Annotated in this window: 22 protein-coding genes; 5 read left to right on the forward strand and 17 right to left on the reverse strand. The window is 59.0% G+C overall.

Annotated elements, in window-relative coordinates; translation table 11 throughout:
- Positions 1–65: 65 nt before the first annotated feature.
- A complete protein-coding gene (locus GTU76_RS09095) occupies positions 66–1,256 on the forward strand; it encodes an osmoprotectant NAGGN system M42 family peptidase (RefSeq protein ID WP_016985987.1) in 1,191 nt (396 codons plus the stop codon).
- 170 nt (positions 1,257–1,426) lie between these two features.
- Positions 1,427–1,654: a YheU family protein gene (locus tag GTU76_RS09100; RefSeq protein WP_003192759.1), complete on the forward strand. Its 228-nt coding sequence runs from the start codon at positions 1,427–1,429 to the stop codon at positions 1,652–1,654.
- 5 nt (positions 1,655–1,659) lie between these two features.
- Here the strand turns inward: GTU76_RS09100 and csrA are convergent, their stop codons facing one another.
- From csrA to GTU76_RS09115, 3 genes are all read right to left on the reverse strand, one after another.
- Entirely contained in the window at positions 1,660–1,845 is a 186-nt protein-coding gene (csrA, locus tag GTU76_RS09105) for a carbon storage regulator CsrA (RefSeq protein WP_007908359.1), read from the reverse strand.
- Positions 1,846–1,980: 135 nt separating this feature from the next.
- Positions 1,981–2,313, reverse strand: a complete 333-nt coding sequence (locus tag GTU76_RS09110) for a YnfA family protein (RefSeq protein WP_180698470.1) — start codon at positions 2,311–2,313, stop codon at positions 1,981–1,983.
- A gap of 63 nt (positions 2,314–2,376) precedes the next feature.
- The gene (locus GTU76_RS09115) at positions 2,377–3,192 is read right to left on the reverse strand and encodes an SDR family oxidoreductase (protein ID WP_077574042.1); all 816 of its coding nucleotides are present in this window, start codon (positions 3,190–3,192) and stop codon (positions 2,377–2,379) included.
- Between the two features lie 302 nt (positions 3,193–3,494).
- On the opposite strand from GTU76_RS09115, the gene GTU76_RS09120 reads away from it, so the two are divergent.
- Positions 3,495–3,653, forward strand: a complete 159-nt coding sequence (locus tag GTU76_RS09120; RefSeq protein ID WP_169432680.1) for a DUF3309 family protein — start codon at positions 3,495–3,497, stop codon at positions 3,651–3,653.
- Between the two features lie 74 nt (positions 3,654–3,727).
- Here the strand turns inward: GTU76_RS09120 and GTU76_RS09125 are convergent, their stop codons facing one another.
- The 10 genes from GTU76_RS09125 to GTU76_RS09170 all read right to left on the reverse strand — a co-directional run bounded on the left by GTU76_RS09125 (position 3,728) and on the right by GTU76_RS09170 (position 13,140).
- Positions 3,728–5,821, reverse strand: a complete 2,094-nt coding sequence (locus GTU76_RS09125; RefSeq protein WP_180698471.1) for an LTA synthase family protein — start codon at positions 5,819–5,821, stop codon at positions 3,728–3,730.
- Between the two features lie 300 nt (positions 5,822–6,121).
- Positions 6,122–6,727 (reverse strand): START domain-containing protein, encoded by a 606-nt coding sequence (locus tag GTU76_RS09130; protein WP_122597194.1) that lies wholly within the window; start codon positions 6,725–6,727, stop codon positions 6,122–6,124.
- A gap of 41 nt (positions 6,728–6,768) precedes the next feature.
- Positions 6,769–7,023 (reverse strand): YkgJ family cysteine cluster protein, encoded by a 255-nt coding sequence (locus GTU76_RS09135; RefSeq protein ID WP_150706512.1) that lies wholly within the window; start codon positions 7,021–7,023, stop codon positions 6,769–6,771.
- A gap of 166 nt (positions 7,024–7,189) precedes the next feature.
- A complete protein-coding gene (locus GTU76_RS09140; protein WP_180698472.1) occupies positions 7,190–7,660 on the reverse strand; it encodes a translation initiation factor 2 in 471 nt (156 codons plus the stop codon).
- Between the two features lie 78 nt (positions 7,661–7,738).
- Positions 7,739–9,178, reverse strand: coding sequence for an aminotransferase-like domain-containing protein (locus GTU76_RS09145; protein ID WP_016985994.1), 1,440 nt, complete (start codon positions 9,176–9,178; stop codon positions 7,739–7,741).
- Positions 9,179–9,380: 202 nt separating this feature from the next.
- Entirely contained in the window at positions 9,381–10,193 is an 813-nt protein-coding gene (locus tag GTU76_RS09150; protein ID WP_016985995.1) for an OmpA family protein, read from the reverse strand.
- Positions 10,190–10,546, reverse strand: coding sequence for a DUF4398 domain-containing protein (locus tag GTU76_RS09155; protein ID WP_016985996.1), 357 nt, complete (start codon positions 10,544–10,546; stop codon positions 10,190–10,192). Before GTU76_RS09155 ends, GTU76_RS09150 begins: the two co-directional genes overlap by 4 nt.
- Positions 10,547–10,555: 9 nt before the next feature.
- Entirely contained in the window at positions 10,556–11,377 is an 822-nt protein-coding gene (locus GTU76_RS09160) for a substrate-binding periplasmic protein (RefSeq protein WP_180698473.1), read from the reverse strand.
- Positions 11,378–11,458: 81 nt separating this feature from the next.
- On the reverse strand, positions 11,459–12,388 hold the full coding sequence (locus GTU76_RS09165) for an electron transfer flavoprotein subunit alpha/FixB family protein (RefSeq protein WP_007908340.1): 930 nt from the start codon (positions 12,386–12,388) through the stop codon (positions 11,459–11,461).
- Positions 12,389–12,390: 2 nt separating this feature from the next.
- Positions 12,391–13,140 carry an electron transfer flavoprotein subunit beta/FixA family protein gene (locus tag GTU76_RS09170; protein WP_007908338.1) on the reverse strand — a complete coding sequence of 250 codons (750 nt, stop codon included), beginning with the start codon at positions 13,138–13,140 and terminating at the stop codon, positions 12,391–12,393.
- Between the two features lie 551 nt (positions 13,141–13,691).
- On the opposite strand from GTU76_RS09170, the gene GTU76_RS09175 reads away from it, so the two are divergent.
- Positions 13,692–15,356 (forward strand): electron transfer flavoprotein-ubiquinone oxidoreductase, encoded by a 1,665-nt coding sequence (locus GTU76_RS09175; protein ID WP_016985998.1) that lies wholly within the window; start codon positions 13,692–13,694, stop codon positions 15,354–15,356.
- Between the two features lie 183 nt (positions 15,357–15,539).
- Here the strand turns inward: GTU76_RS09175 and GTU76_RS09180 are convergent, their stop codons facing one another.
- A complete protein-coding gene (locus GTU76_RS09180) occupies positions 15,540–16,430 on the reverse strand; it encodes an AraC family transcriptional regulator (protein WP_008085522.1) in 891 nt (296 codons plus the stop codon).
- 192 nt (positions 16,431–16,622) lie between these two features.
- Here GTU76_RS09180 and GTU76_RS09185 point away from each other — a divergent pair, with 192 nt between their 5' ends.
- Positions 16,623–17,675, forward strand: a complete 1,053-nt coding sequence (locus GTU76_RS09185) for an NAD(P)-dependent alcohol dehydrogenase (RefSeq protein ID WP_095120551.1) — start codon at positions 16,623–16,625, stop codon at positions 17,673–17,675.
- Here GTU76_RS09185 and GTU76_RS09190 read toward each other — a convergent pair.
- The 3 genes from GTU76_RS09190 to dgoD all read right to left on the reverse strand — a co-directional run bounded on the left by GTU76_RS09190 (position 17,672) and on the right by dgoD (position 21,165).
- Positions 17,672–18,475 (reverse strand): IclR family transcriptional regulator, encoded by an 804-nt coding sequence (locus GTU76_RS09190; RefSeq protein WP_122592123.1) that lies wholly within the window; start codon positions 18,473–18,475, stop codon positions 17,672–17,674. The genes GTU76_RS09185 and GTU76_RS09190 overlap by 4 nt on opposite strands.
- Positions 18,476–18,535: 60 nt before the next feature.
- Positions 18,536–19,846 (reverse strand): MFS transporter, encoded by a 1,311-nt coding sequence (locus tag GTU76_RS09195; protein WP_180698474.1) that lies wholly within the window; start codon positions 19,844–19,846, stop codon positions 18,536–18,538.
- Between the two features lie 170 nt (positions 19,847–20,016).
- Entirely contained in the window at positions 20,017–21,165 is a 1,149-nt protein-coding gene (gene dgoD / locus GTU76_RS09200; protein WP_180698475.1) for a galactonate dehydratase, read from the reverse strand.

The raw sequence follows: 21,165 nt of genomic DNA on the forward strand, positions 1-21,165 counted from the left end.
CGCATCATGCACCACAAATTCTCCTCATCGAAACCATCGGTGTGCTCAACCCATCAGGAGTTTCCATGACCACGCAAATCCCCGAACCGGATCTCAACTACCTGCAAAAAGTCCTCCTGGAAATGCTCGCCATTCCCAGCCCTACCGGGTTCACCGACACCATCGTGCGTTACGTCGCCGAGCGTCTGGAAGAACTCGGCATCCCGTTCGAAATGACCCGGCGCGGGACCATTCGCGCCACGCTCAAAGGCAAGAAGAACAGCCCCGACCGCGCTGTTTCGGCGCATCTGGACACCATCGGCGCCGCCGTTCGTGCGATCAAAGACAACGGGCGCCTGACCCTCGCCCCGGTCGGCTGCTGGTCGAGCCGTTTTGCCGAGGGCAGTCGCGTCAGCCTGTTTACCGACAACGGCGTGATTCGCGGCAGTGTCTTGCCGCTAATGGCCTCAGGGCATGCCTTCAACACTGCCGTCGATGAAATGCCGATCAGTTGGGATCACGTCGAACTGCGTCTGGACGCCTACTGTGCGACCAAGGCTGACTGCGACTCACTGGGCATCAGCATCGGTGACGTGGTGGCATTCGATCCGTTGCCGGAGTTCACCGAAAGCGGCCATATCAGCGCCCGTCACCTCGATGACAAGGCCGGGGTTGCGGCACTGCTCGCGGCACTTAAAGCCATCGTCGACAGCGGCCAGGAACTGATGATCGACTGCCATCCGCTGTTCACCATTACCGAGGAAACCGGCAGTGGCGCGGCAGCGGCATTGCCTTGGGACGTCAGTGAATTTGTCGGCATCGACATCGCGCCGGTCGCACCGGGGCAGCACTCCAGCGAGCATGCGGTGAGTGTGGCGATGCAGGATTCCGGCGGACCGTACGACTATCACTTGTCGCGGCATTTGTTGCGCCTGGCCGGTGAAAACGAATTGCCGGTGCGCCGCGACCTGTTCCGCTATTACTTCAGCGATGCGCATTCGGCGGTGACGGCCGGCCACGACATCCGCACTGCCCTGCTCGCTTTTGGCTGTGACGCGACCCATGGTTATGAGCGTACGCACATCGACAGTCTGGCGGCGCTCAGTCGCTTGCTCGGCGCTTATATTCTGAGCCCGCCGGTGTTTGCCAGCGATGCGGCGCCGGCCAATGCTTCGCTGGATCGCTTCAGTCATCAGATTGAACATGACACGCAGATGGAGAGCGATACGCGGGTGCCGTCGGTGGACAGTCTGGTGGGGCAGCGTAACGATAGTTAGATCATCGTTGTTTGGAATACCGCTATCGCGAGCAGGCGAAGGCCTACCTTTGGAATGCGTTCCCCTGTAGGAGTGAGCCTGCTCGCGATGGCGTAGGTACAGGCAACACAAAACTGGCAGCCAACCGGCAATCGCCGTAGCATCTCGCCATTGATTTGACCGAGGTGCCCATGCTCATTCCCTACGACGCGCTTGAAGTCGACACCCTCACCCGCCTCATCGAAGATTTCGTCACCCGCGACGGCACCGACAACGGCGATGACACGCCGCTGGAAACCCGTGTACTGCGCGTGCGTCAGGCCTTGACCAAAGGCCAGGCGCTGATCGTCTTCGACCCGGAAAGCGAGCAGTGCCAGTTGATGCTCAAGCACGATGTGCCCAAGCATCTGTTCGACTGAACGCTTCAGCGCAGCTTTTCAGTGGCCTGTTTGCGCTTGATCCGGTCATAGACCTCCGCGCGGTGCACATTGACCTTTTGCGGGGCCTCGACGCCAAAGCGCACGCTGGAGCCGTTTACCGACAGCACGCGCAGGGAAATATCGTCACCGATTGAAATCAACTCACCAACGACACGGCTGAGTACAAGCATGAGATTCGTCCTTCAGGGTTAGCGAACCCTGAAGATGCGCGGCTTGCAGCGGCTCTACAATGCGCGGCGAGCAAATCAGTTTTGCCTTACACCCATACTCGCATCGAGCCGTCAGACGTTTCCGACAAATAGCCGTCAGGCCGCCGAAAACCGCGGCCCGAACAGAATCACGCTGGCGCCGATCACGCACAACGCCACGCCGACCCAGTCAGATCCCAATGGGCGTACCCGCTCGACTACCATCAGCCAGCCAATCGACGCAACGATGTAGATCCCGCCATAAGCGGCATAGGCACGTCCGGCGTAGTTGGCTTCGACGCGGGTCAACAACAGTGCGAACAAGGTCAGACTGAGCAGCGCAGGAATCACCCACAACGCACTTTTGCCTTGACGCAGCCACATGAAGAAGGCGAAACAACCGGCGATTTCAAACAGCGCCGCGAGGAAAAACCACAAGTAATTGAGCATTGACGCGTCTCGACAGGGTGACCATTGCGGCCACCCTAACGACGCCGCCGACAACGGGCAAGGTCAGCCGTTGTTCTGTTTGGCTTTGGCGCGCATTTTTTCGGCCATTGAAGTCATTTCGTTATAGAGCAGTTGCGGATTTTTCTGCTTGATCGCCCAGGCCATGCGCCCTTGTTCGTGGGGCAGGATCATGAATTCGCCGGCCGCTACTTGCTGATAGATGTAGTCGGCGATATCCGCCGCGGTGATCGGCGAACTTTCCAGCAACTTGCCCACTTGCGCCTTCATCGCCGGTGTCGGGCCACGGAAAGAGTCGAGCAGATTGGTCTGGAAGAATGACGGGCAAACCACATGCACACCGACTTCCTGCTGCGCCAGTTCAATCAACAGACTTTCCGAAAGTGCAACCACGCCAGCCTTGGCCACGTTGTAATTACTCATCGCCGGGCCTTGCATCAGTGCGGCCATGGAGGCGATGTTGATGATTTTGCCTTTGCTTTGCTCAAGCAGCGGCAGAAACGCTTTGCAGCCCTTGACCACGCCCATCAGGTTGATCGCGATCTGCCAGTCCCAGTCTTCCAGCGACAGCTCGCTGAAGAACCCGCCCGACGCAACACCGGCGTTGTTGACGATGATGTCGATGCCACCCAGTTTCTCTTCGCAGGCTTGGGCGAATGCGGTGAGCTGGCTGTAATCACGCACATCGCAGCGCTGAACAAAACCGTCACCGCCCGCCTCGCGGACCATTTTCAGGGTTTCCTGCAGGCCGGGTTCACTGACGTCGGACAAGGCCAGTTGCCAGCCTTCACGCGCCCAGCGCAGCGCGATTTCGCGACCCAGGCCCGAGCCCGCACCAGTGATCATCATGCGATTTTGCATAGCACACAGCCTTGTTGTTCCGGGGAAGATGCGCCGAGTGTAGCGAAGGATCCGCGCGCGCCCACGCTCCATCAGATTGCTGAATGGTGAGGGCAAACCGTGGCGCGTTGGATTCCCGAAAATGGTCTGGGTTCTGAACTAGACGAGAGGAAAAATAGGAAATAAGTCTGCGATCCAAATACATTAAAAAAACATTGAATTTTCTTTCATGCGCACCGGTCGGAATTTGTAAGCCGTCTGGAATTACTTAGTCTCCAGTCGCCCTTGAATACCAAGACTTCTCGAACACTATCAACAAGGAAATCGACATGGGCACAATTCTAATCATTATCCTGATCCTGTTGCTGATCGGTGGTCTGCCGGTCTTCCCGCACTCCAGAAGTTGGGGTTATGGTCCTTCGGGCATTATCGGCGTGGTGTTGGTGGTGCTGTTGGTGCTGCTGTTACTGGGTCGGATATAACGATTCAAGCGTAAAAAAAGAGGCCCTGTTCAGGGCCTCTTCTTTATTGCGCGGATTTTATCATCGACAAGCGATCAATCCGGCTTGCCGTGAATCACACCGGCGGTGTTGTCCATCAGGCTCTTGGTCGCCGTTTGCAAGAACGCTTCCAGTTTGAGTTTCAACTCGGCAGTGCGCGGTGCATTCGGAACGACTTCGGCATGCGGGTTGGCACCCAACTGGTACTGCCACATTTTCGGACCCATGTCCTTGTCTCTCGGCAATACCAGAATCTGGTCAGCGGTGACGATGGCAGTGGTCTGCTCGCTGCCCGACGGCTTGATCACACCGAAACCGGTGTCGCCTTCCGGCAGGTTGAGCAAGTCGCGACCCCAGCACTGATGACGCACTTCGCCACCGAGACGGCCCATGATGGTCGGCACAATGTCGATCTGAGTGCCGACAGTGTGGTCACGGGTACCGAATTTCTCCTGGATGCCCGGCGCAATCATCAGCATCGGCACGTTGAAGCGGCCCAGGTCCATTTCGGTGATCTGGCGCTCGTTGCCGAAACCGTGGTCACCGACGATAACGAACAGGGTTTCCTTGAAGTACGGCTCTTTGCGCGCCTTCTCGAAGAACTGACCCAGCGCCCAGTCCGAGTAACGCATGGCGGTCAGGTGCTCGTTGAGCGAGCCACGATCGGTTACGCGCTCGACCGGCAACGGCGTTGGCAAGGCATACGGTGTGTGGTTGGACAGGGTTTGCAGCAGCGCGTAGAACGGCTTGCCGTTTTCCCGCGCCTTCAACTCCTGCAAACCACGGTCGAACATGTCCTGGTCGGACACGCCCCAGGTCGGATCGGAGAACACCGGGTTGACGAAGTCATTACGGCCAACGAAGTTGGTCATGCCCTGGTTGCTGAAGAAGCCCGACTGGTTGTCCCAGGCGAAGTCGCCGTTGTAGACGTACACGTCGTCGTAGTTACGGGCGCTGAGCACCTGCGGCAGACCGGACAGCTTGTGGCTACCTTCCGGGGTCTGCATCAGGTATTCGAAACCTGGCAGGTTGGGGAAGCAGGCCATGGTCGCGAACATGCCCTGATGGGTATGTGTGCCGTTGGAGAAGAAGCGGTCGAACAGCAGGCCTTCCTTCGACAGCTTGTCCAGGTATGGCGTGATGTTGCCTGGTGCGCCCAACGCACCGACCGAGTGACCGGCCATGCTTTCCATCAGGATCACGACGACGTTCTTGATCGGCAGGGTCTTGTCGGCCGGCGGCGTGTAATCACGGCGCACGGCGGCAATATCGGCATCGACCAGTTTTTCGTCTGGCATCAGCAGCATGTCGCGCACGATCTTCTGCGCTTGTTCTTGCGGCAACGTGGCTTTCCAGATGTTGTTGCGATCCTCGCCCATACGGGACTTGGCGGCCTCGATCAGCGACAGCGTGGCGTTGAGGCCGAGCTGGTTGGCGAAGTTGGAATCGGTGGTGTACACGTCACCCCAACGCATTGGCGGGCCTTGACGCAGAGTGCCACGAGCGGCAACCACGCAGATCAGCAAGCAGACCACGAACACCGCAAGACGGGTGTACCACGGCGCTATTTGGCGGCTGCTGACGCTGCCGCCGCTGAACGGTCCGCGTGGACGGGTGGCACGGTCGGCGCCTTTGAACGCCAGGGTCAGAATAACGGTGCCGATGACCCACGCCAGCAGATACCGAACGACCGGGAAACCGTACCAGAGCATGCTCATCACGGTTTTCGGGTCTTCTTTCACGTACTGGAACACCAGACCGTTGAGGCGCTGGTGGAACTCGCGGTAGAAGTCCATCTCCATCAGGCCGAGAAACAGCGCAATGCTCGATGCGATCGTCAGCCACAGACGGAAGAAACCGCGCGCAGCCATGGCGCGGGCACTGAACAGCGCCAGCACCAGCGGAATGCACACGTAAACCACCAGACGCAGGTCGAAACGCAGGCCGTTGGCGAAGGCTTCAAGGAACGTCGAAGCCGGGGTGTCGAGGATCATCTCGCGGTTGTAGACCAGCAGCGCGAGGCGCAGCACGGAAAACATCACCATCATGACCAGCGCGCAAAGCAGCGTGTAGGCCAGATGCGATTTGACGGTCGGTTGCAGCAGGCGAGCAGAAGATCGCTGCTGATTCAGGGCGTCCGGGTTTGCCATGTCGTTTTAGGACCCATTGGAAGTTGAAGTTGCAAAAATACAGCGGCGCCATGCCCTCTATTGGTCATTCCAGACCCCGGAGCTTGCGCGGTGCGCAAATGTTGCACGATCACCCGCACCATTGCCATTGATTACTGCCCCGCCGCCAGACACTTTCATTTATGGCAGCGTGCAAACAGCGCGGGCGAATTGTCTGGAACACTTTGTGAAAATTTCGTGCAACGCATATCTGGAAACACAATATAGATACAAAACAAAACGCCCCGACTTGTTCGAGGCGTTTCGTTGAAAGCGGGCCGATTACTTCTCGGCGCGTTCTTTCAGAGCTTTCAAGGTGTTGAACGGCGCATCGACGACGAACTTGTTGGCAACCATTGCCGGCACGCTGCCGCCCGGCTCGGTGTGCACTTGATAAGTGACTTCAACCTGGTCGCCCTTCGGTACGAACTTCCAGAAGCCTTTGACCTGCTGCACGCGGACAAAGCCTTTTTCTTCAGGAACGTACGTCGGCAGACCCTTGAGGTTGCGGGTCAGGCTGCCGTCGGCGCCTTCGACGGTGGTGACTTCGATCACCGAGTCACGCGGAGTTACCGGCCAAGGCGTATTGAACTGGCTATAGGTCCAGCTCTTGTCGCCTTCGTGTTTGAGCAGTTTCTGGGTCTTGCACTCGTGAATCCAGGCGCAGGCGCCAGCGACGTCTTCCTGCAGTGCGCGCAGTTTGGCGACGGTGGTTTTCATCAGTGCGACGCCCTGGTAGGACTTGTAGTCCGAACCCGGCACTTCACTGAGGGACACCTTGATGCCGTCCTCGTTCTTGGCAACCTTCCAGTCTTCAGCCTGCGCAACGGACGTGGCCAGCACAGCGGTCAAACCACACAACACAGCGATACGATGCAGCGAACCCATAGTCTTATTCCTTATTGTTGAAGTTCCGTTCGTTTGACACATCACGCCGCCGTCATTTGCTCCCACCAGCCGATCAGCCTGATCGCTTCTTCCGAGCTGCTGCCACAGACCTCGACATCCGCAGCGAAGCCGGAACAGACCGGCGGGCGCTCCGGACGGCCGAAAATGCTGCACAGGTTTTCGACCGAAAGCTGCACGCAACGTTCGCCGGCAGGTTTGCCATCAGGCATGCCGGGAATCGGCGAACTGATGGAGGGGGCGATGCAGCAAGCGCCACAGCCTTCACGGCATTTCATGACGAACAATTCCTCGCGACGGGCGATGTGTAAAAGGGACGCGGAACAGAGTAACCGCTAAAACAGCTGTTTTAAATTGCCTGAACCGGGGTTTCTGCCGATTACTGAATATGACTGACCAGTCTCCGACAAAGCGTCTGGTCTGCGGGTCACAGATGGCCTGAATTTACTGCTTGAATTCGAAATCCAGCGCCGCACCTTCGATTTCCCGACGGTCTTCGTTGCGCAGTTGCAACTGCATTTCATTGTTGAGCAAGCGGCCATTGAGCTGGAATCCGCTGTTTTTCTCGCCAAACATCTGCGGCAGGATTGGCTCGCGCTTGGGCAATTCAACAGCGCCCTTGGGCTTCAATTCCTGGACCATGTCCTTGGGCAAGCTCAAATCGAGTTTTGCTGGCGGCAATTTGGCTTTCACCACTTCGCTGGCAGATTTCGATTTGGAGGCGATCGGCTTGCGCTTCTTGATGACTTTTTGCTGGGTTTTTTTCGCGGGGACTGCCTTCTGCGCAGCCGTGGCCTTATTAGCGGGACTCGTCGCAGCCGGTTTTTCCTGAACCGCAGCAGCCATCACCCCAGGCGCATGACCGATCATCAGTAAACCCAGCAAAACCCAAGCAGCAGGAAAAATCGCTTTCATGGACCCAACGACACTAACGGCAGAGGGCCATATGCTCGCTTGTTGGACGCCACAAGACAAGCATCACCCACCGCTCGTTCAGAATCCGCCAGCGGTTTCCTGACACAGTTGCGTCGCCAGCAACCCCAGGGTCATCAACGCCCGCTCCGCCTCGCGGTTCCACGGAATGCCGCAGTTCAGGCGGATACAGTGGTTGAACTGCTCGGTATTACTGAAGATCAGCCCCGGCGCGATGCTGATGCCCTGTTGCAAGGCGCGGACATGCAATTCTTGCGTATTGACCCTGCCCGGCAAACTCACCCAGAGGATGAAACCGCCGGTGGGCCGGGTCATTTGCGTGCCTTCGGGGAAGTACTGCTGCACCGCCAACTGGAAGGCGCTGAGGTTTTTCCGGTACTCCTGGCGGATGTACCGTAAATGCCGGTCATAGCCGCCGTTTTCCAGATAAGCGGCAATCGCCATCTGCGTGACGCTGCACGCCGAGTGGGTGCTGAAGGTCTGCAAGCGCTGGATTTCCTGCTGGTACTTGCCAGCAATCATCCAACCGATGCGCACACCGGGCGACAAAGTCTTGGAAAAACTCGAGCAGTAGATCACCCGGTCCAGTCGGTCATAAGCCTTGAGCGCCTTGGTTTTGCCTTGCTCGAACATCAGTTCGCCATAGATGTCATCTTCGACGATCTGGATGTCGAAATCCGAGGCCAGCCGCAGCAACTGTTTCTGCCGCTCTTCGGGCATGGTGCCGCCCAGCGGATTGCTCAGGCGCGTGGTCAGCACCAGCGCTTTGATCGACCATTGGTTGGCGGCCAGTTGCAGGGCCTCGAGGCTCATGCCGGTGGCGGGATCGCTCGGAATCTCGATAACTTTCAGGCCAAGCAGATCGGCCAGTTGCAGCAAACCGTAATAGGTTGGCGATTCGGCGGCGATCAGATCGCCCGGCCGGGTCAGCACGCGCAACGACATCTGCAAGGCATCGACACAACCGTGGGTGATCACCACCTCCGACGGGTCGACCACCACACCGGCGTCGCGCATACGGATCGCCACTTGCCGGCGCAGCGGTTCAAAACCCGGGCTGAACATGTAGCTGAAGGCACGCGGGCTATGGAAACGTGTGACCTTGGCCAGTTGCTGATGCAGTGCGCGCACCGGCAAGTAATCGACACTTGGCACGGCGGCGCCGAGCGGAAACACGCCTTCGCGGCGTGATTCGACCAGAACCTGTTGAATGATGCTGCTGCGGGTGACCAGCCCCGGCCTTTCGACCCGGGCAATGTCCGGCGTCGGTGCGGTCAACGCAGGCGTCTGGTGTACGTAATAACCAGACTGTGGACGTGCGCGGATCAAGCCCTGATCTTCGAGATTGGCGTAGGCCTGCAACACCGTCGCATGGCTGACGTTGAGCTGCGAACTCATCTTGCGCACCGAAGGCACGCGCTCCCCCGGTTGATAGACACCACGGCGGATGTCTTCGGCCAGTTGCTGAGCAATACGTTGGTAGAGCAAGAGATTGGTCATGACGCAGCACTCGATTTCACGGGCATTTTATTCTTGTGCGAAACAATACCGGAACAGTTTAGAAGTGTACTGGGACAGTTGCCACATTACTCGACCATACAGTGCGGTGTCTGCCCCTGACTGTACTGATTTGTGGGCCATTCGACAGACGTAAAAAAGCCCGGCACTGCATGACAGCCCGGGCTTTCCAGAGACGCAACCCTTAACGGGCGGCGCCGAGCTGGCCTTTTTCGTCGGAAAAGACGATTTCAACCCGACGGTTCTGTGCGCGCCCACGCTCGGAAGCGTTGGCGTCCACCGGGTATTCGTCGCCGTAGCCTTCGACCTGAATGCGTTTGTCGTCGATGCCCAGGTCCATCAGCACGTCCGCCACCGATTGTGCGCGGTCACGGGACAGTTTGAGGTTTTCCTGTTTGCCGCCGGTGCTGTCGGTGTAGCCCTCGATGCGCACCACGCGTTTCGGGTTCAGTTGCAGGAACTGCACAATCTTCAGCACCACGCGATTGGCCGAGTTTTTCAACTCGGCTTCACCGGTGTCGAACAACACATCGCCGAGGGTCATCACCAGACCGCGATCAGTCTGCGTGGTGGCCAGTGCGACGATCTGCTCTTCGAGCCATTTACCCTGCTGCTGCACGCTCAGCAATTTCGACTCACGCAGGGCCAGTTGCAGGCGCTGACGCTCCAGTTCGAGCTTGGCCGCGCGCTCTTCGTTGAGCACCTGATTGGTGTGCTCACGGGCGATTTCACTGTAGCGCTGGCTCAGGTAGGCGTAATGCACCACGTCCGAACCGCTGCCCCAGTAGGTCGACAGGCGATCGGCACGGGCCAGCGACTCACCGGCACGGATCACGTCTTTCGGCGCGATGCGCAGCACGTTGGAGTCTTCCTTGACCTTCTGGAAGTCAGCACTGGCTTCTTGCAGAGCAGATTCGCTGTGTTGCCCGGCGCAGCCGTACAGGCTGGCGCAACCGGCGAGGATCAGACCGCCGAGAATTTTCGACTTGAGGCTCATTGGGCATCTCCCAGTTGCTTGCGCAGACGGACGATGCGGGTGTTGAGCACATTCACCTGTTCTTCACTTTTTTGCGTCAGCACTTTGGCTTCGGCCAGACGGGCATCCAGTTCCGCTTGCTCGGAACGCATGCGCGCATTGCGGTAGGACTCGTCAGCCATGTTGCCTTTGGCGCGGTTGTACTTGGTTTCGGCCAGTTTCATTTCCGGCACTTCGTCGGCGGTGGCGCCAACAGCTTTGGCCTGGGTGATGGCTTGCTCGGTCAGGCGCATTTGTTCATTGGGTGCCGGATCGGTTGCGCAACCGGCCAGAGCCAGAACGGCCACAGCCGCGAAAAGAGGTCGAATACTCACTAAGAATCCCTACTGTTTTGGGGCACTGACAGGTTGTTGCGGCTGTTGCTGCTGCGCCTTCCAGCGCTCGATGTTGCGTTGCAGCGCGGCTTCCGTCAGTCCGGACGCGGGCAATTCTGTCATCTTTTTGGCTAGCTGTCCGCGCAACCACGGATCGTTGCACGCCGAGTTATGCGAAACCGCAAGAAACAGCCCCGGCCGGTCGATCGGTTGCTCAAAGGCCAGCAGGTCAGTGGCCATGCCCAATGCCTGCGCGGCGGCCATGCCTGAGTAACGGCCGGCGAGTACATATTCGACTTCACCGAGGAGCAGTTTCTGAAAGGCCTGAGTGAGGTTGGCTGTCCGGGTCAGGGTCAGATTCTGCTCGGCGAAAGTGCCGAATGCCTGGGTGATTCGAGACTTTTCCGACAGCGCACCTGTGTGGCCGTGCAGATCCTTGGCTTCGCTGTAGACCAGGGTCGAGCCTTTGCGCGTCCACACCAGATAGTCGTTTTCCAGCAGCGGCGGATGGATGTAGTCGAGGTTTTCCAGTTCATTGAAGGACAGCGGCGCGTCGGCGAGCATGTCCATGCGCCCGCTGCGAACTTCGTCGAGGGCTTGCGAACGCTTTCCGGCGTAGAGCAATTCGACCTTTATGCCGAGGTCTTTGGCGACTTGTTGCAACAGGTCAGCGCTGGCGCCGATCAGTTGCTTGGGGTTTTGCGGGTCTTGCCACAGGTACGGCGGCGCATCCGGGCTGCCGGTGACGACGAGGCGCTCGCATTTGCCAGCGGCCATAGCCAAACCTGGTAACAGGGCCAATCCCATCAACCATCCGCAGCGCAGATCCATGGCAACATGCTCCCACTCAAATCCGAGACAAAAAAAAAGCCCGACCAAAAGGTCGGGCTCTTTATAAGTGAAGCCGCTGGATTAGACCAGCTTCTCCAGCTCAGGTACGGCTTCGAACAGATCCGCCACGAGACCGTAATCGGCCACCTGGAAGATCGGCGCTTCTTCGTCCTTGTTGATCGCAACGATCACTTTGGAATCTTTCATACCAGCCAAGTGCTGGATCGCGCCGGAGATACCGACGGCGATGTACAGCTGCGGCGCAACGATCTTGCCGGTCTGACCGACCTGCATATCGTTCGGTACGAAACCTGCGTCGACCGCAGCGCGCGAAGCACCAACGGCAGCGCCCAGCTTGTCGGCCAGGGCGTACAGGTGTTTGAAGTTGTCGCCGTTCTGCATGCCGCGGCCGCCGGAAACGACGATCTTGGCAGCGGTCAGCTCTGGACGGTCAGACTTGGCCAGCTCTTCGCCAACGAAGCTCGAAGTGCCCGCGTCGTGCGCAGCACCAACAGCTTCAACAGCAGCCGAACCACCTTCAGCGGCAACCGGGTCGAAACCGGTTGCACGCACGGTGATCACTTTGATTGCAGCGGTCGACTGCACGGTAGCGATGGCGTTACCGGCGTAGATCGGACGCTTGAAGGTATCAGCGCTTTCGACCGAGATGATCTCGGAGATCTGGTCAACGTCCAGCTGCGCAGCAACGCGCGGCAGGATGTTTTTGCCGTTGGAGGTGGCGGCGGCCAGGATGTGGCTGTAACCAGCGCCCAGCTCTGCAACCAGCGGAGCAACGTTTTCCGGCAGCTGATGCGCGTAAGCGGCGTTGTCAGCGTTGAGGACTTTGCTCACGCCAGCGATTTTCGCCGCGGCTTCAGCCACGGCGCCAGCGCCTTGGCCTGCAACCAGAACGTGGATGTCGCCGCCGATTTTGGCCGCAGCAGCCACGGTGTTCAGTGTGGCCGGGGCCAGCACTTTGTTGTCGTGTTCAGCGATTACCAAGATAGTCATTTTTAGATTACCTTCGCTTCGTTTTTCAGTTTCTCGACCAGTTCAGCCACCGACTTGACCTTGATGCCTGCGCTGCGTGCAGCCGGCGCTTCGACTTTCAGGGTCTTGTTGGTGGAGGCGGTGGAAACGCCCAAAGCGTCCGGAGTCAGCACTTCGAGAGGCTTCTTCTTGGCTTTCATGATGTTTGGCAGGGACGCGTAGCGCGGCTCGTTCAAACGCAGGTCGGTGGTGACGATCGCTGGCAGTTTCAGCGAAACCGTCTGCGCGCCGCCGTCGATTTCGCGAGTCACGGCAACGCTGTCGCCGGAGACTTCGACTTTCGAGGCGAACGTGCCCTGACCGTAGCCGCTCAGTGCAGCAAGCATCTGGCCGGTCTGGTTGTTGTCGCTGTCGATGGCCTGTTTGCCGAGGATCACCAGCTGCGGCTGTTCCTTGTCGACCACAGCCTTGAGCAGCTTGGCCACGGCGAGCGAGGTCAGATCTTCAGCGGATTCGACGAGGATGGCACGGTCGGCACCCAGAGCCAGTGCGGTACGCAGCTGTTCCTGAGCGGTGGTCGGGCCGATGGAGACGACGACGATTTCAGTCGCAACACCTTTCTCTTTCAGGCGTACGGCTTCTTCCACTGCGATTTCGCAGAACGGGTTCATCGACATCTTGACGTTGGCGAGATCGACGCCGGAATTGTCCGCCTTGACGCGAACCTTGACGTTGTAATCCACAACGCGTTTGACAGCTACAAGAACCTTCATGGATTCCTCGTTACTCTCCGGTGAAAAGAAAGTCGCCTAGGCGAACCTGGCGGTTGATGCTCATCAGGCTAAAAGGGCACCTCTAAAAACGCCGACCGGGGTGCGAAGTGATTCCACAATGTGCAGGGGGTGCGACCGTTCGTCAGTGGTGACCGACAAGTCATTGATCCTCACGCTGTGTAAACTGCGCGCCAGACTGCGCTGCGCAGCACTCTCTACCACCTGTGCCCTGTCTTTAGACGTGCTCTTGAAACCGCCAGTCTGCCTACGGCGAGCGCAAAACCGCCCGTATCTTGACCGGAACGCCTATTCCGGTCAATACAGCAAAATGACCATTCATAAGCCGCGCTTCTTTGATTTCTCTGGGCTGGAGCCGATTCAAACAAACGTTTGTATTGGACGCTCGGAGTGGTGTAGATATAATGCGCCGCCTAGAGAGAAAGGTCTGTTCTCCAATATTCCCCTTGACGTTAACGTAAAGGAATAGCGGATGCGACATCAAACCTCCAAATTAGAAAAAAAACTGTTGAGCCTTGAGTAGGAGATAGCCTGTGGAACGCGAATACATGGAATTCGACGTGGTCATCGTCGGTGCCGGCCCCGCTGGCCTGTCCGCCGCCTGCCGTCTGAAGCAGAAGGCCGCCGAAGCCGGTAAGGAAATCAGCGTCTGCGTGGTCGAAAAAGGCTCCGAAGTCGGCGCACACATCCTGTCCGGTGCCGTGTTCGAACCACGCGCTCTGAACGAACTGTTCCCGGACTGGAAAGAACTCGGCGCGCCGCTGAACACGCCAGTCACCCGCGACGATATTTTCGTGCTGAAAAACGCCGAAAACGCGCAAAAAATTCCAGACTTCTTTGTGCCCAAGACCATGCACAACGAAGGCAACTACATTATTTCCCTCGGCAACCTGTGCCGCTGGCTCGCCCAGCAGGCCGAGAACCTTGGCGTAGAAATCTACCCGGGTTTCGCCGCTCAGGAAGCGCTGATCGACGAGCAAGGCGTGGTGCGCGGGATCATCACCGGTGATCTCGGCGTCGACCGCGAAGGCAATCCGAAAGAAGGCCTGTACACCCCGGGCATGGAGCTGCGTGGCAAATACACGCTGTTCGCCGAAGGCTGCCGTGGCCACATCGGCAAGCAACTGATCAAGCGCTACAACCTCGACAGCGATGCCGACGCCCAGCACTACGGCATCGGCCTGAAAGAAATCTGGGAAATCGACCCGGCCAAACACCAGCCAGGTCTGGTAGTCCACACCGCCGGTTGGCCACTGGACATCATGGGCACCGAGAACACCGGTGGCTCGTTCCTGTATCACCTGGAAAACAACCAGGTGGTGGTCGGTCTGATCGTCGACCTGTCCTACAGCAACACGTACCTGTCGCCATTCGACGAATTCCAGCGCCTCAAGCATCACCCGGTGCTGGCGCAGTACCTGGAAGGCGGCAAGCGCATCAGCTACGGCGCCCGCGCGATCTGCAAAGGTGGCCTGAACTCGCTGCCGAAGATGGTTTTCAAGGGCGGCGCGCTGATCGGTTGCGACCTCGGCACCCTGAACTTCGCCAAGATCAAAGGCAGCCACACCGCGATGAAGTCGGGGATGCTCGCCGCTGAATCGGTGGCTGACGCATTGTTCGCGGAAAAGGACGGCACTGAAGAACTGACCACTTACGTCGACGCGTTCAAGAAGAGCTGGCTCTACGACGAACTGTTCGCCAGCCGTAACTTCGGCCCGGCGATCCACAAGTTCGGCGCCATCGTCGGCGGCGGTTTCAACTGGCTGGACCAGAACATCTTCGGCGGCAAACTGCCGTTCACCCTGCACGACACCAAGCCGGACTACGCCTGCCTCAAGCTCGCGGCCGACTGCAAGAAGATCGATTATCCGAAGCCGGACGGCAAACTCAGCTTCGACAAGCTCAGCTCGGTGTTCATCTCCGGTACCAACCATGAAGAAGAACAGCCTTGCCACTTGAAGCTGACTGATCCAAGCATTCCGATCAGCAAGAACCTGCCGCTGTACGACGAGCCGGCACAGCGCTATTGCCCGGCCGGCGTGTACGAAGTGATCACCAAGGAAGACGGCGAGAAGCGCTTCCAGATCAATGCCCAGAACTGCGTGCACTGCAAGACCTGTGACATCAAGGACCCTTCGCAGAACATCACCTGGGTTACGCCGGAAGGCGCTGGCGGCCCGACTTATCCGAACATGTAAGTCGAAACGCTGAACAACAAGGCTCCCGAAATGGGGGCCTTTTTGTTGCCCCAAATTTACTGCATCACTTGACTCCCTGTGGGAGCTGGCTTGCCAGCGATGGCGGTGGATCAGGTGACATCTATATTGAATGTGCCGGCCTCATCGCTGGCAAGCCAGCTCCCACAGGGATTGTGAAAATCCTCAGGCAGCGCGCTCGTCACCCGGGCTGCGCTCGAAATAGCGTTTGTACTCGCGGCTGAACTGCGAAGTACTCTGATACCCCACCCGATGCGCCACCTGCGCCACACCCAGCCCTTCCGCCACCAGCAACGTCTGCGCCTTCAACAACCGCAAACGCTTCAGATACTGCACCGGCGACAACAACGTGCTGCGTTTGAAGTGCTCATGAAAGGTCGACACGCTCATGTTCGCGCAACCGGCCAGGGTCTCGACATTCAGTGGCTCGGTGTAATGCGCATGCAGATGGCTGATCGACGCCGCCACCCGCGCGAACTGCCCCTGCTGCTCGACCAGTGCGCGTAATACATCGGCCTGCGGCCCGCGCAATGCAACGAACAACAACTCCCGCACCCGCGCCGGCCCGAGAATCTGGCATTCCAGCGGATCGTGCAGGCAACTCAGCAAGCGCTCGACACAGCCACGCATGTCATCGTCGAGCACCACCGAGGTCATCGACTCCGGCGTCTGCGCCGGAATATGCCGGCCCGGCGCCAGCCCCATGGCCAGCACCAACTCACCGAGCAACACCCGATCAATCGCCACCGACACGCCGAGCAACGGCGCATCCGGCAAGGCGAAGGTCTCACATTCGAACGGCACCGGCAGCGCCTGAATCAGATAATGCCCGGCGCCGTATTCCATGGTGCGTGGCCCGAGAAACGCCAGTTTGCTGCCCTGGGCGATGATCATCAGGCTCGGTTCATAAATGTGCGGGCCACGGGCGACGTCGCAACTGGCGCGCAATACTTGCACACCGGGCAATCCGGTCGGCGAATAACCATCGCGCAGCGCCAGCGGTTCGATCAGCGAAACCAGCCGCGCATTGGCATCAAGATGACGGGTCAATTGCATCGAATTGTTCTTCACGAAAAATCACGAAAATAGGGGATGAAAGCATCATCGCAGATCCTTTTGCCAATGCGACCGATCAAACCCGTATGCCGGAGGATTAGGCATGAGACCCGGAGGAATCGTCATGGCCGACCGGTCAGTCGACGCCCAAAATGCGCCGCCTCCCCTGTCACTGCTTTTGCGAGGTTTCACATGTACACCGCCATCGGCTATGCCGCCCAATCGGCCACCACTCCCCTCGCCCCGATGAAATTCGAACGCCGCAGCCCGCGCGCCGATGACGTCGCGATCGAAATCCTTTACTGCGGCGTCTGCCACTCCGACATCCACCAAGCGCGCAACGAATGGGGTATCGCCGTTTACCCGTTGATGCCGGGCCACGAGATCGTCGGAAAAGTCACCGCGATCGGTGCGAATGTCACTCAACACAAAGTAGGCGATCTGGTCGGCGTTGGCTGCATGGTCGACTCCTGCCGTACCTGCGAAGCGTGCCAGTCGAACCTTGAGCAATATTGCCTCGAAGGCCCGACCATGACCTACGCCACCCCGGATCGGGTCGATGGCAGCAACACCATGGGCGGTTATTCCGACAGCATCGTCGTCAGCGAGCACTTCGTCGTGCGCATCCCGGAAAAACTAGCCCTCGCCAGCGCCGCGCCGATCCTCTGTGCCGGCATCACCACCTACTCGCCGCTCAAGCACTACGGCGTCAAGGCTGGCGACAAGGTCGGGATTCTCGGCATGGGCGGTCTGGGCCACATGGGCATCAAGTTCGCCAAAGCCATGGGCGCCGAAGTGACGCTGTTCACCCGCTCGGCGAGCAAGGCAGAAGAAGGTCGTCGTCAGGGTGCCGATCATGTGATCGTTTCCACCAACGCCGAACAGATGAAAGCCGCGGCCGGTTACTTCGACTTCCTGCTCGACACCATTCCGGTGCAGCACGATCTGAACCCGTACCTCGACACCCTGCGTTTTGACGGCGTGCACATTCTGGTCGGTCTGATCGAACCGGTTGATCCGCCGGTACACGCCGGCAAACTGGTGATGAGCCGTCGCGTATTGGCCGGTTCGTTGATCGGTGGCGTCGCTGAAACCCAGGAAGTGCTGGATTTCTGCGCCGAACACAACATCACCTGCGATATCGAAATGCTCGACATCCGCCAGATCAACGAGGCTTACGCGCGCATGATCGCCGGCGACGTTAAGTACCGTTTCGTGATCGACATGGCGACGCTCAAGGTTTAAACCTTCAGGCCTAGCTCTGCCGACAGCCGGGCTGTGACCCCTTTGATCAGGGGAATCAGCTCGGCCATTTTTTCCAGCGGCATGTACGGCACGGTGCTGGCGATACTGATCGCCGCCACGATGCCCTTGCTCGCATCCCGAATCGGCGCCGCCACGCAGCGGATCGACGGTTCGTTGTCCTCCAGATCGAAGGCGTAGCCCCCGGCGACGTACTCGGTCATACGCTGCTCAAGCTGCTCCCACGACTGCTGAGGATGCTGCGGCCAGAACTGACTCTTCCCACCTGCCGGCAGACTGATGTCGTACAGACGTTGCCAATCTTTCGGTGAGTCATCGAGCATCAATGCCTTACCAATACCGGTGCGCGCCAGCGGCATGCGATGGCCGACCCGCGAACGCATTTCCGGGCCATTACGCCCCGGATTCTTCAACAGATAAAGCACCTCGTCGCCTTCACGAATACCCAAGTGCACGGTGTCACCGGTCAGCGCCGATAACTCGTCCAGATAAGGCGCGGCCAGGGTCACCAGCGGCAATTCTTCGCGCGCCTGGAAACCCAGTTCGATCAGCTTCGGCCCGAGCAGATAACCGATTTGCGGCACCACGCGCAGGTAGCGCTCATCGACCAGACAACTGGCCAGACGATGGGTGGTGCTGCGCGTGGTGCCGATCAGCCGGGCAATTTCCTTGAGATCGCGGGCGCCACTGGCCACCGCTTGCACCACGCCGAGGCCGCGCAATAGCGTCTGCGTGCCGGTGGGCGCGGCGTCCTTGGTTTTTTCCGGAGCGTCTTCCTGCATATCCAGCCTTTACCGTTGAGCGAGGGAACGGGCGGCATTATGGTCGCCCGACGCAGACCACTACAACTCGATACGCTCGACCTTGCCGACCAGCAGCACGTAGGACAAGGCACCGATCAACGCGAGCACCGCGATATAGGTGATCGCCGGCGCGAACGAATCGCCACTGGCGAGGAAGCCAATCACGATCGGCGTGGCAATCGCCGACAGGTTACCGATGAAGTTGAACACCCCGCCGGTCAGCCCGAGCAAACGCGCCGGCGCCAGCGTCGACACCAGCGACCAGGTGATCGAGGCCAGACCGTTGCCGAAGAACGCCAGCGCCAGGAAGGCAATCACCAGCGGTGTCGACTCAACAAAGTTGGCACCGATGATCGAAGTGGAAATCAGCAGTCCGCCAATGATCGGCAACTTGCGCGCGAACCCGACGGTGTAGCCGCGACGAATCAAGAAGTCGGAAAAGAACCCCGAACACAACACGCCAACGAACGCGGCGAGAAACGGCAGCGACGCCAGCAGGCCTGACTTGATGAAGTCCATGCCGCGATACTTCACCAGATAAGTCGGGAACCACGTCAGGAAAAACCACAACGTTGAGTTCAGGCAGAACTGGCCTAGGTAGATGCCCCACAATTTGCGCTTGGTCAGGACGATACCGAGATCAGTCCAGCTGAATTTGGCTTTGACCTTGGCCGTTTCCTGCTGAATATCGACCAGACCACCGCCCTCGCGGATCAGGTCGATTTCGGCGTCGTTAGCGCCTTTGAAATCCCGTGGTTCGCGATAGACCGCGTACCAGATTGCAGCCCAGATGATGCCCACCGCACCGGTGGCGACGAACACCATGTGCCAGCCGAATTCGTGTTGCAGCCAGGCCAGCACCGGGGTCAGGAATGCCAGACCGACGAACTGCCCCGACGTGTAAAAACCAATCGCCGTGGCGCGCTCACGCTCGGGGAACCAGGTGGTGACCACGCGGCTATTGATTGGATACGCCGGTGCTTCCAGCGCACCGACCGCCATACGCAATACAAACAACGCGATGAAACTGGCCGCGAAACCGAGCATCACCGTGGCAATCGACCACAGCAGCAACGCGACGCTGTACAGAATGCGCGGCGGCACACGATCAACCAGCCAGCCGCCGGGGATCTGCATGGCGGCGTAGGTCCAGCCGAATGCGGAGAAGATCAGGCCGACGTGAATCGGATCGATGCCCAACTCACTGGTCAGCGCCGGCGCGGCAATCGACAGGTTGCTGCGGTCGAGATAGTTGATGACCACAGTGATAAACAGCAACACCATGATGAAAAACCGCTTGCGGCTAGGCGTGACTAAAGACGCCTGCCCGGTGAGGGTTTGCGGTTGCATGGGGAGAGCCTCTTTTTATGTTTATTGAGGTCGGCCTGAGGCCTGCACTGCACTCTGTGGGAGCGAGCTTGCTCGCGAAGACGGCGACACATCCGGCATCAATGTGACTGACCTGCCGCATTCGCGAGCAAGCTCGCTCCCACAGGGGGTTGTGGTGTGTCAGAGACAAATCACCACTCGGCAAAGCTGCCATCGGCATGACGCCAGATCGGGTTGCGCCAGCGGTGGCCGACCGCCCCGCGCTCGATCACGTATTCCTCGTTGATCTCGATGCCCAGGCCCGGGCCGTTCGGGATCTTCACGAAACCTTTGTCGTAATCGAACACCCGTGGATCCTTCACGTAGTCGAGCAAGTCGTTGCTTTCGTTGTAATGGATGCCCAGGCTTTGCTCCTGGATAAACGCGTTGTAGCAAACCGCGTCCAGTTGTAAACACGCCGCCAGCGCAATCGGCCCCAGCGGGCAATGCAGCGCCAGCGCGACGTCGTAGGCTTCGGCCATGTTGGCGATCTTGCGGGTTTCGGTGATGCCGCCGGCGTGCGAGGCGTCCGGCTGGATGATGTCGACGTAGCCTTCGCTCAACACGCGTTTAAAGTCCCAGCGCGAGAACAAGCGCTCGCCGAGGGCAATCGGCGTGCTGGTCAGCGGCGCCAGCTCTTTCAGCGCTTCGTAGTTTTCGCTGAGCACCGGTTCTTCGATAAACATCAGTTTGTACGGGTCGAGTTCCTTCATCAGTACCTTGGCCATCGGCTTGTGCACGCGGCCATGGAAGTCGACACCGATGCCGACGTTCGGCCCGACCGCGTCACGCACGGCGGCGACGTTGGCCAGCGCCAGATCGACTTTCTCGAAGGTATCGAGGAATTGCAGTTCTTCGGTGCCGTTCATTTTCACCGCAGTAAAACCACGGCTCACCGCCTCTTTCGCCGCACGCGCGGTATCGGCCGGACGATCGCCGCCAATCCACGAATACACGCGAATCTTGTCACGCACCTGACCACCGAGCAGATCACTCACCGACACACCGAGGGCCTTGCCCTTGATATCCCACAGCGCCTGATCGATCCCGGCCAGTGCGCTCATGTGGATCGCGCCGCCACGGTAGAAACCGCCGCGATACAGTACGGTCCAGATGTCTTCGATGTTGCGTGGGTCTTTGCCGATCAGGTAGTCGGACAATTCCTCAACGGCAGCGGCCACGGTGTGCGCCCGGCCCTCGACCACAGGCTCGCCCCAACCGGTCACGCCCTCGTCGGTTTCGACCTTGAGAAAGCACCAGCGCGGCGGGACGATGAAGGTGGTGAGTTTGGTGATTTTCAT

The organism is Pseudomonas crudilactis (assembly GCF_013433315.1).
GTDB lineage: Bacteria > Pseudomonadota > Gammaproteobacteria > Pseudomonadales > Pseudomonadaceae > Aquipseudomonas > Aquipseudomonas crudilactis.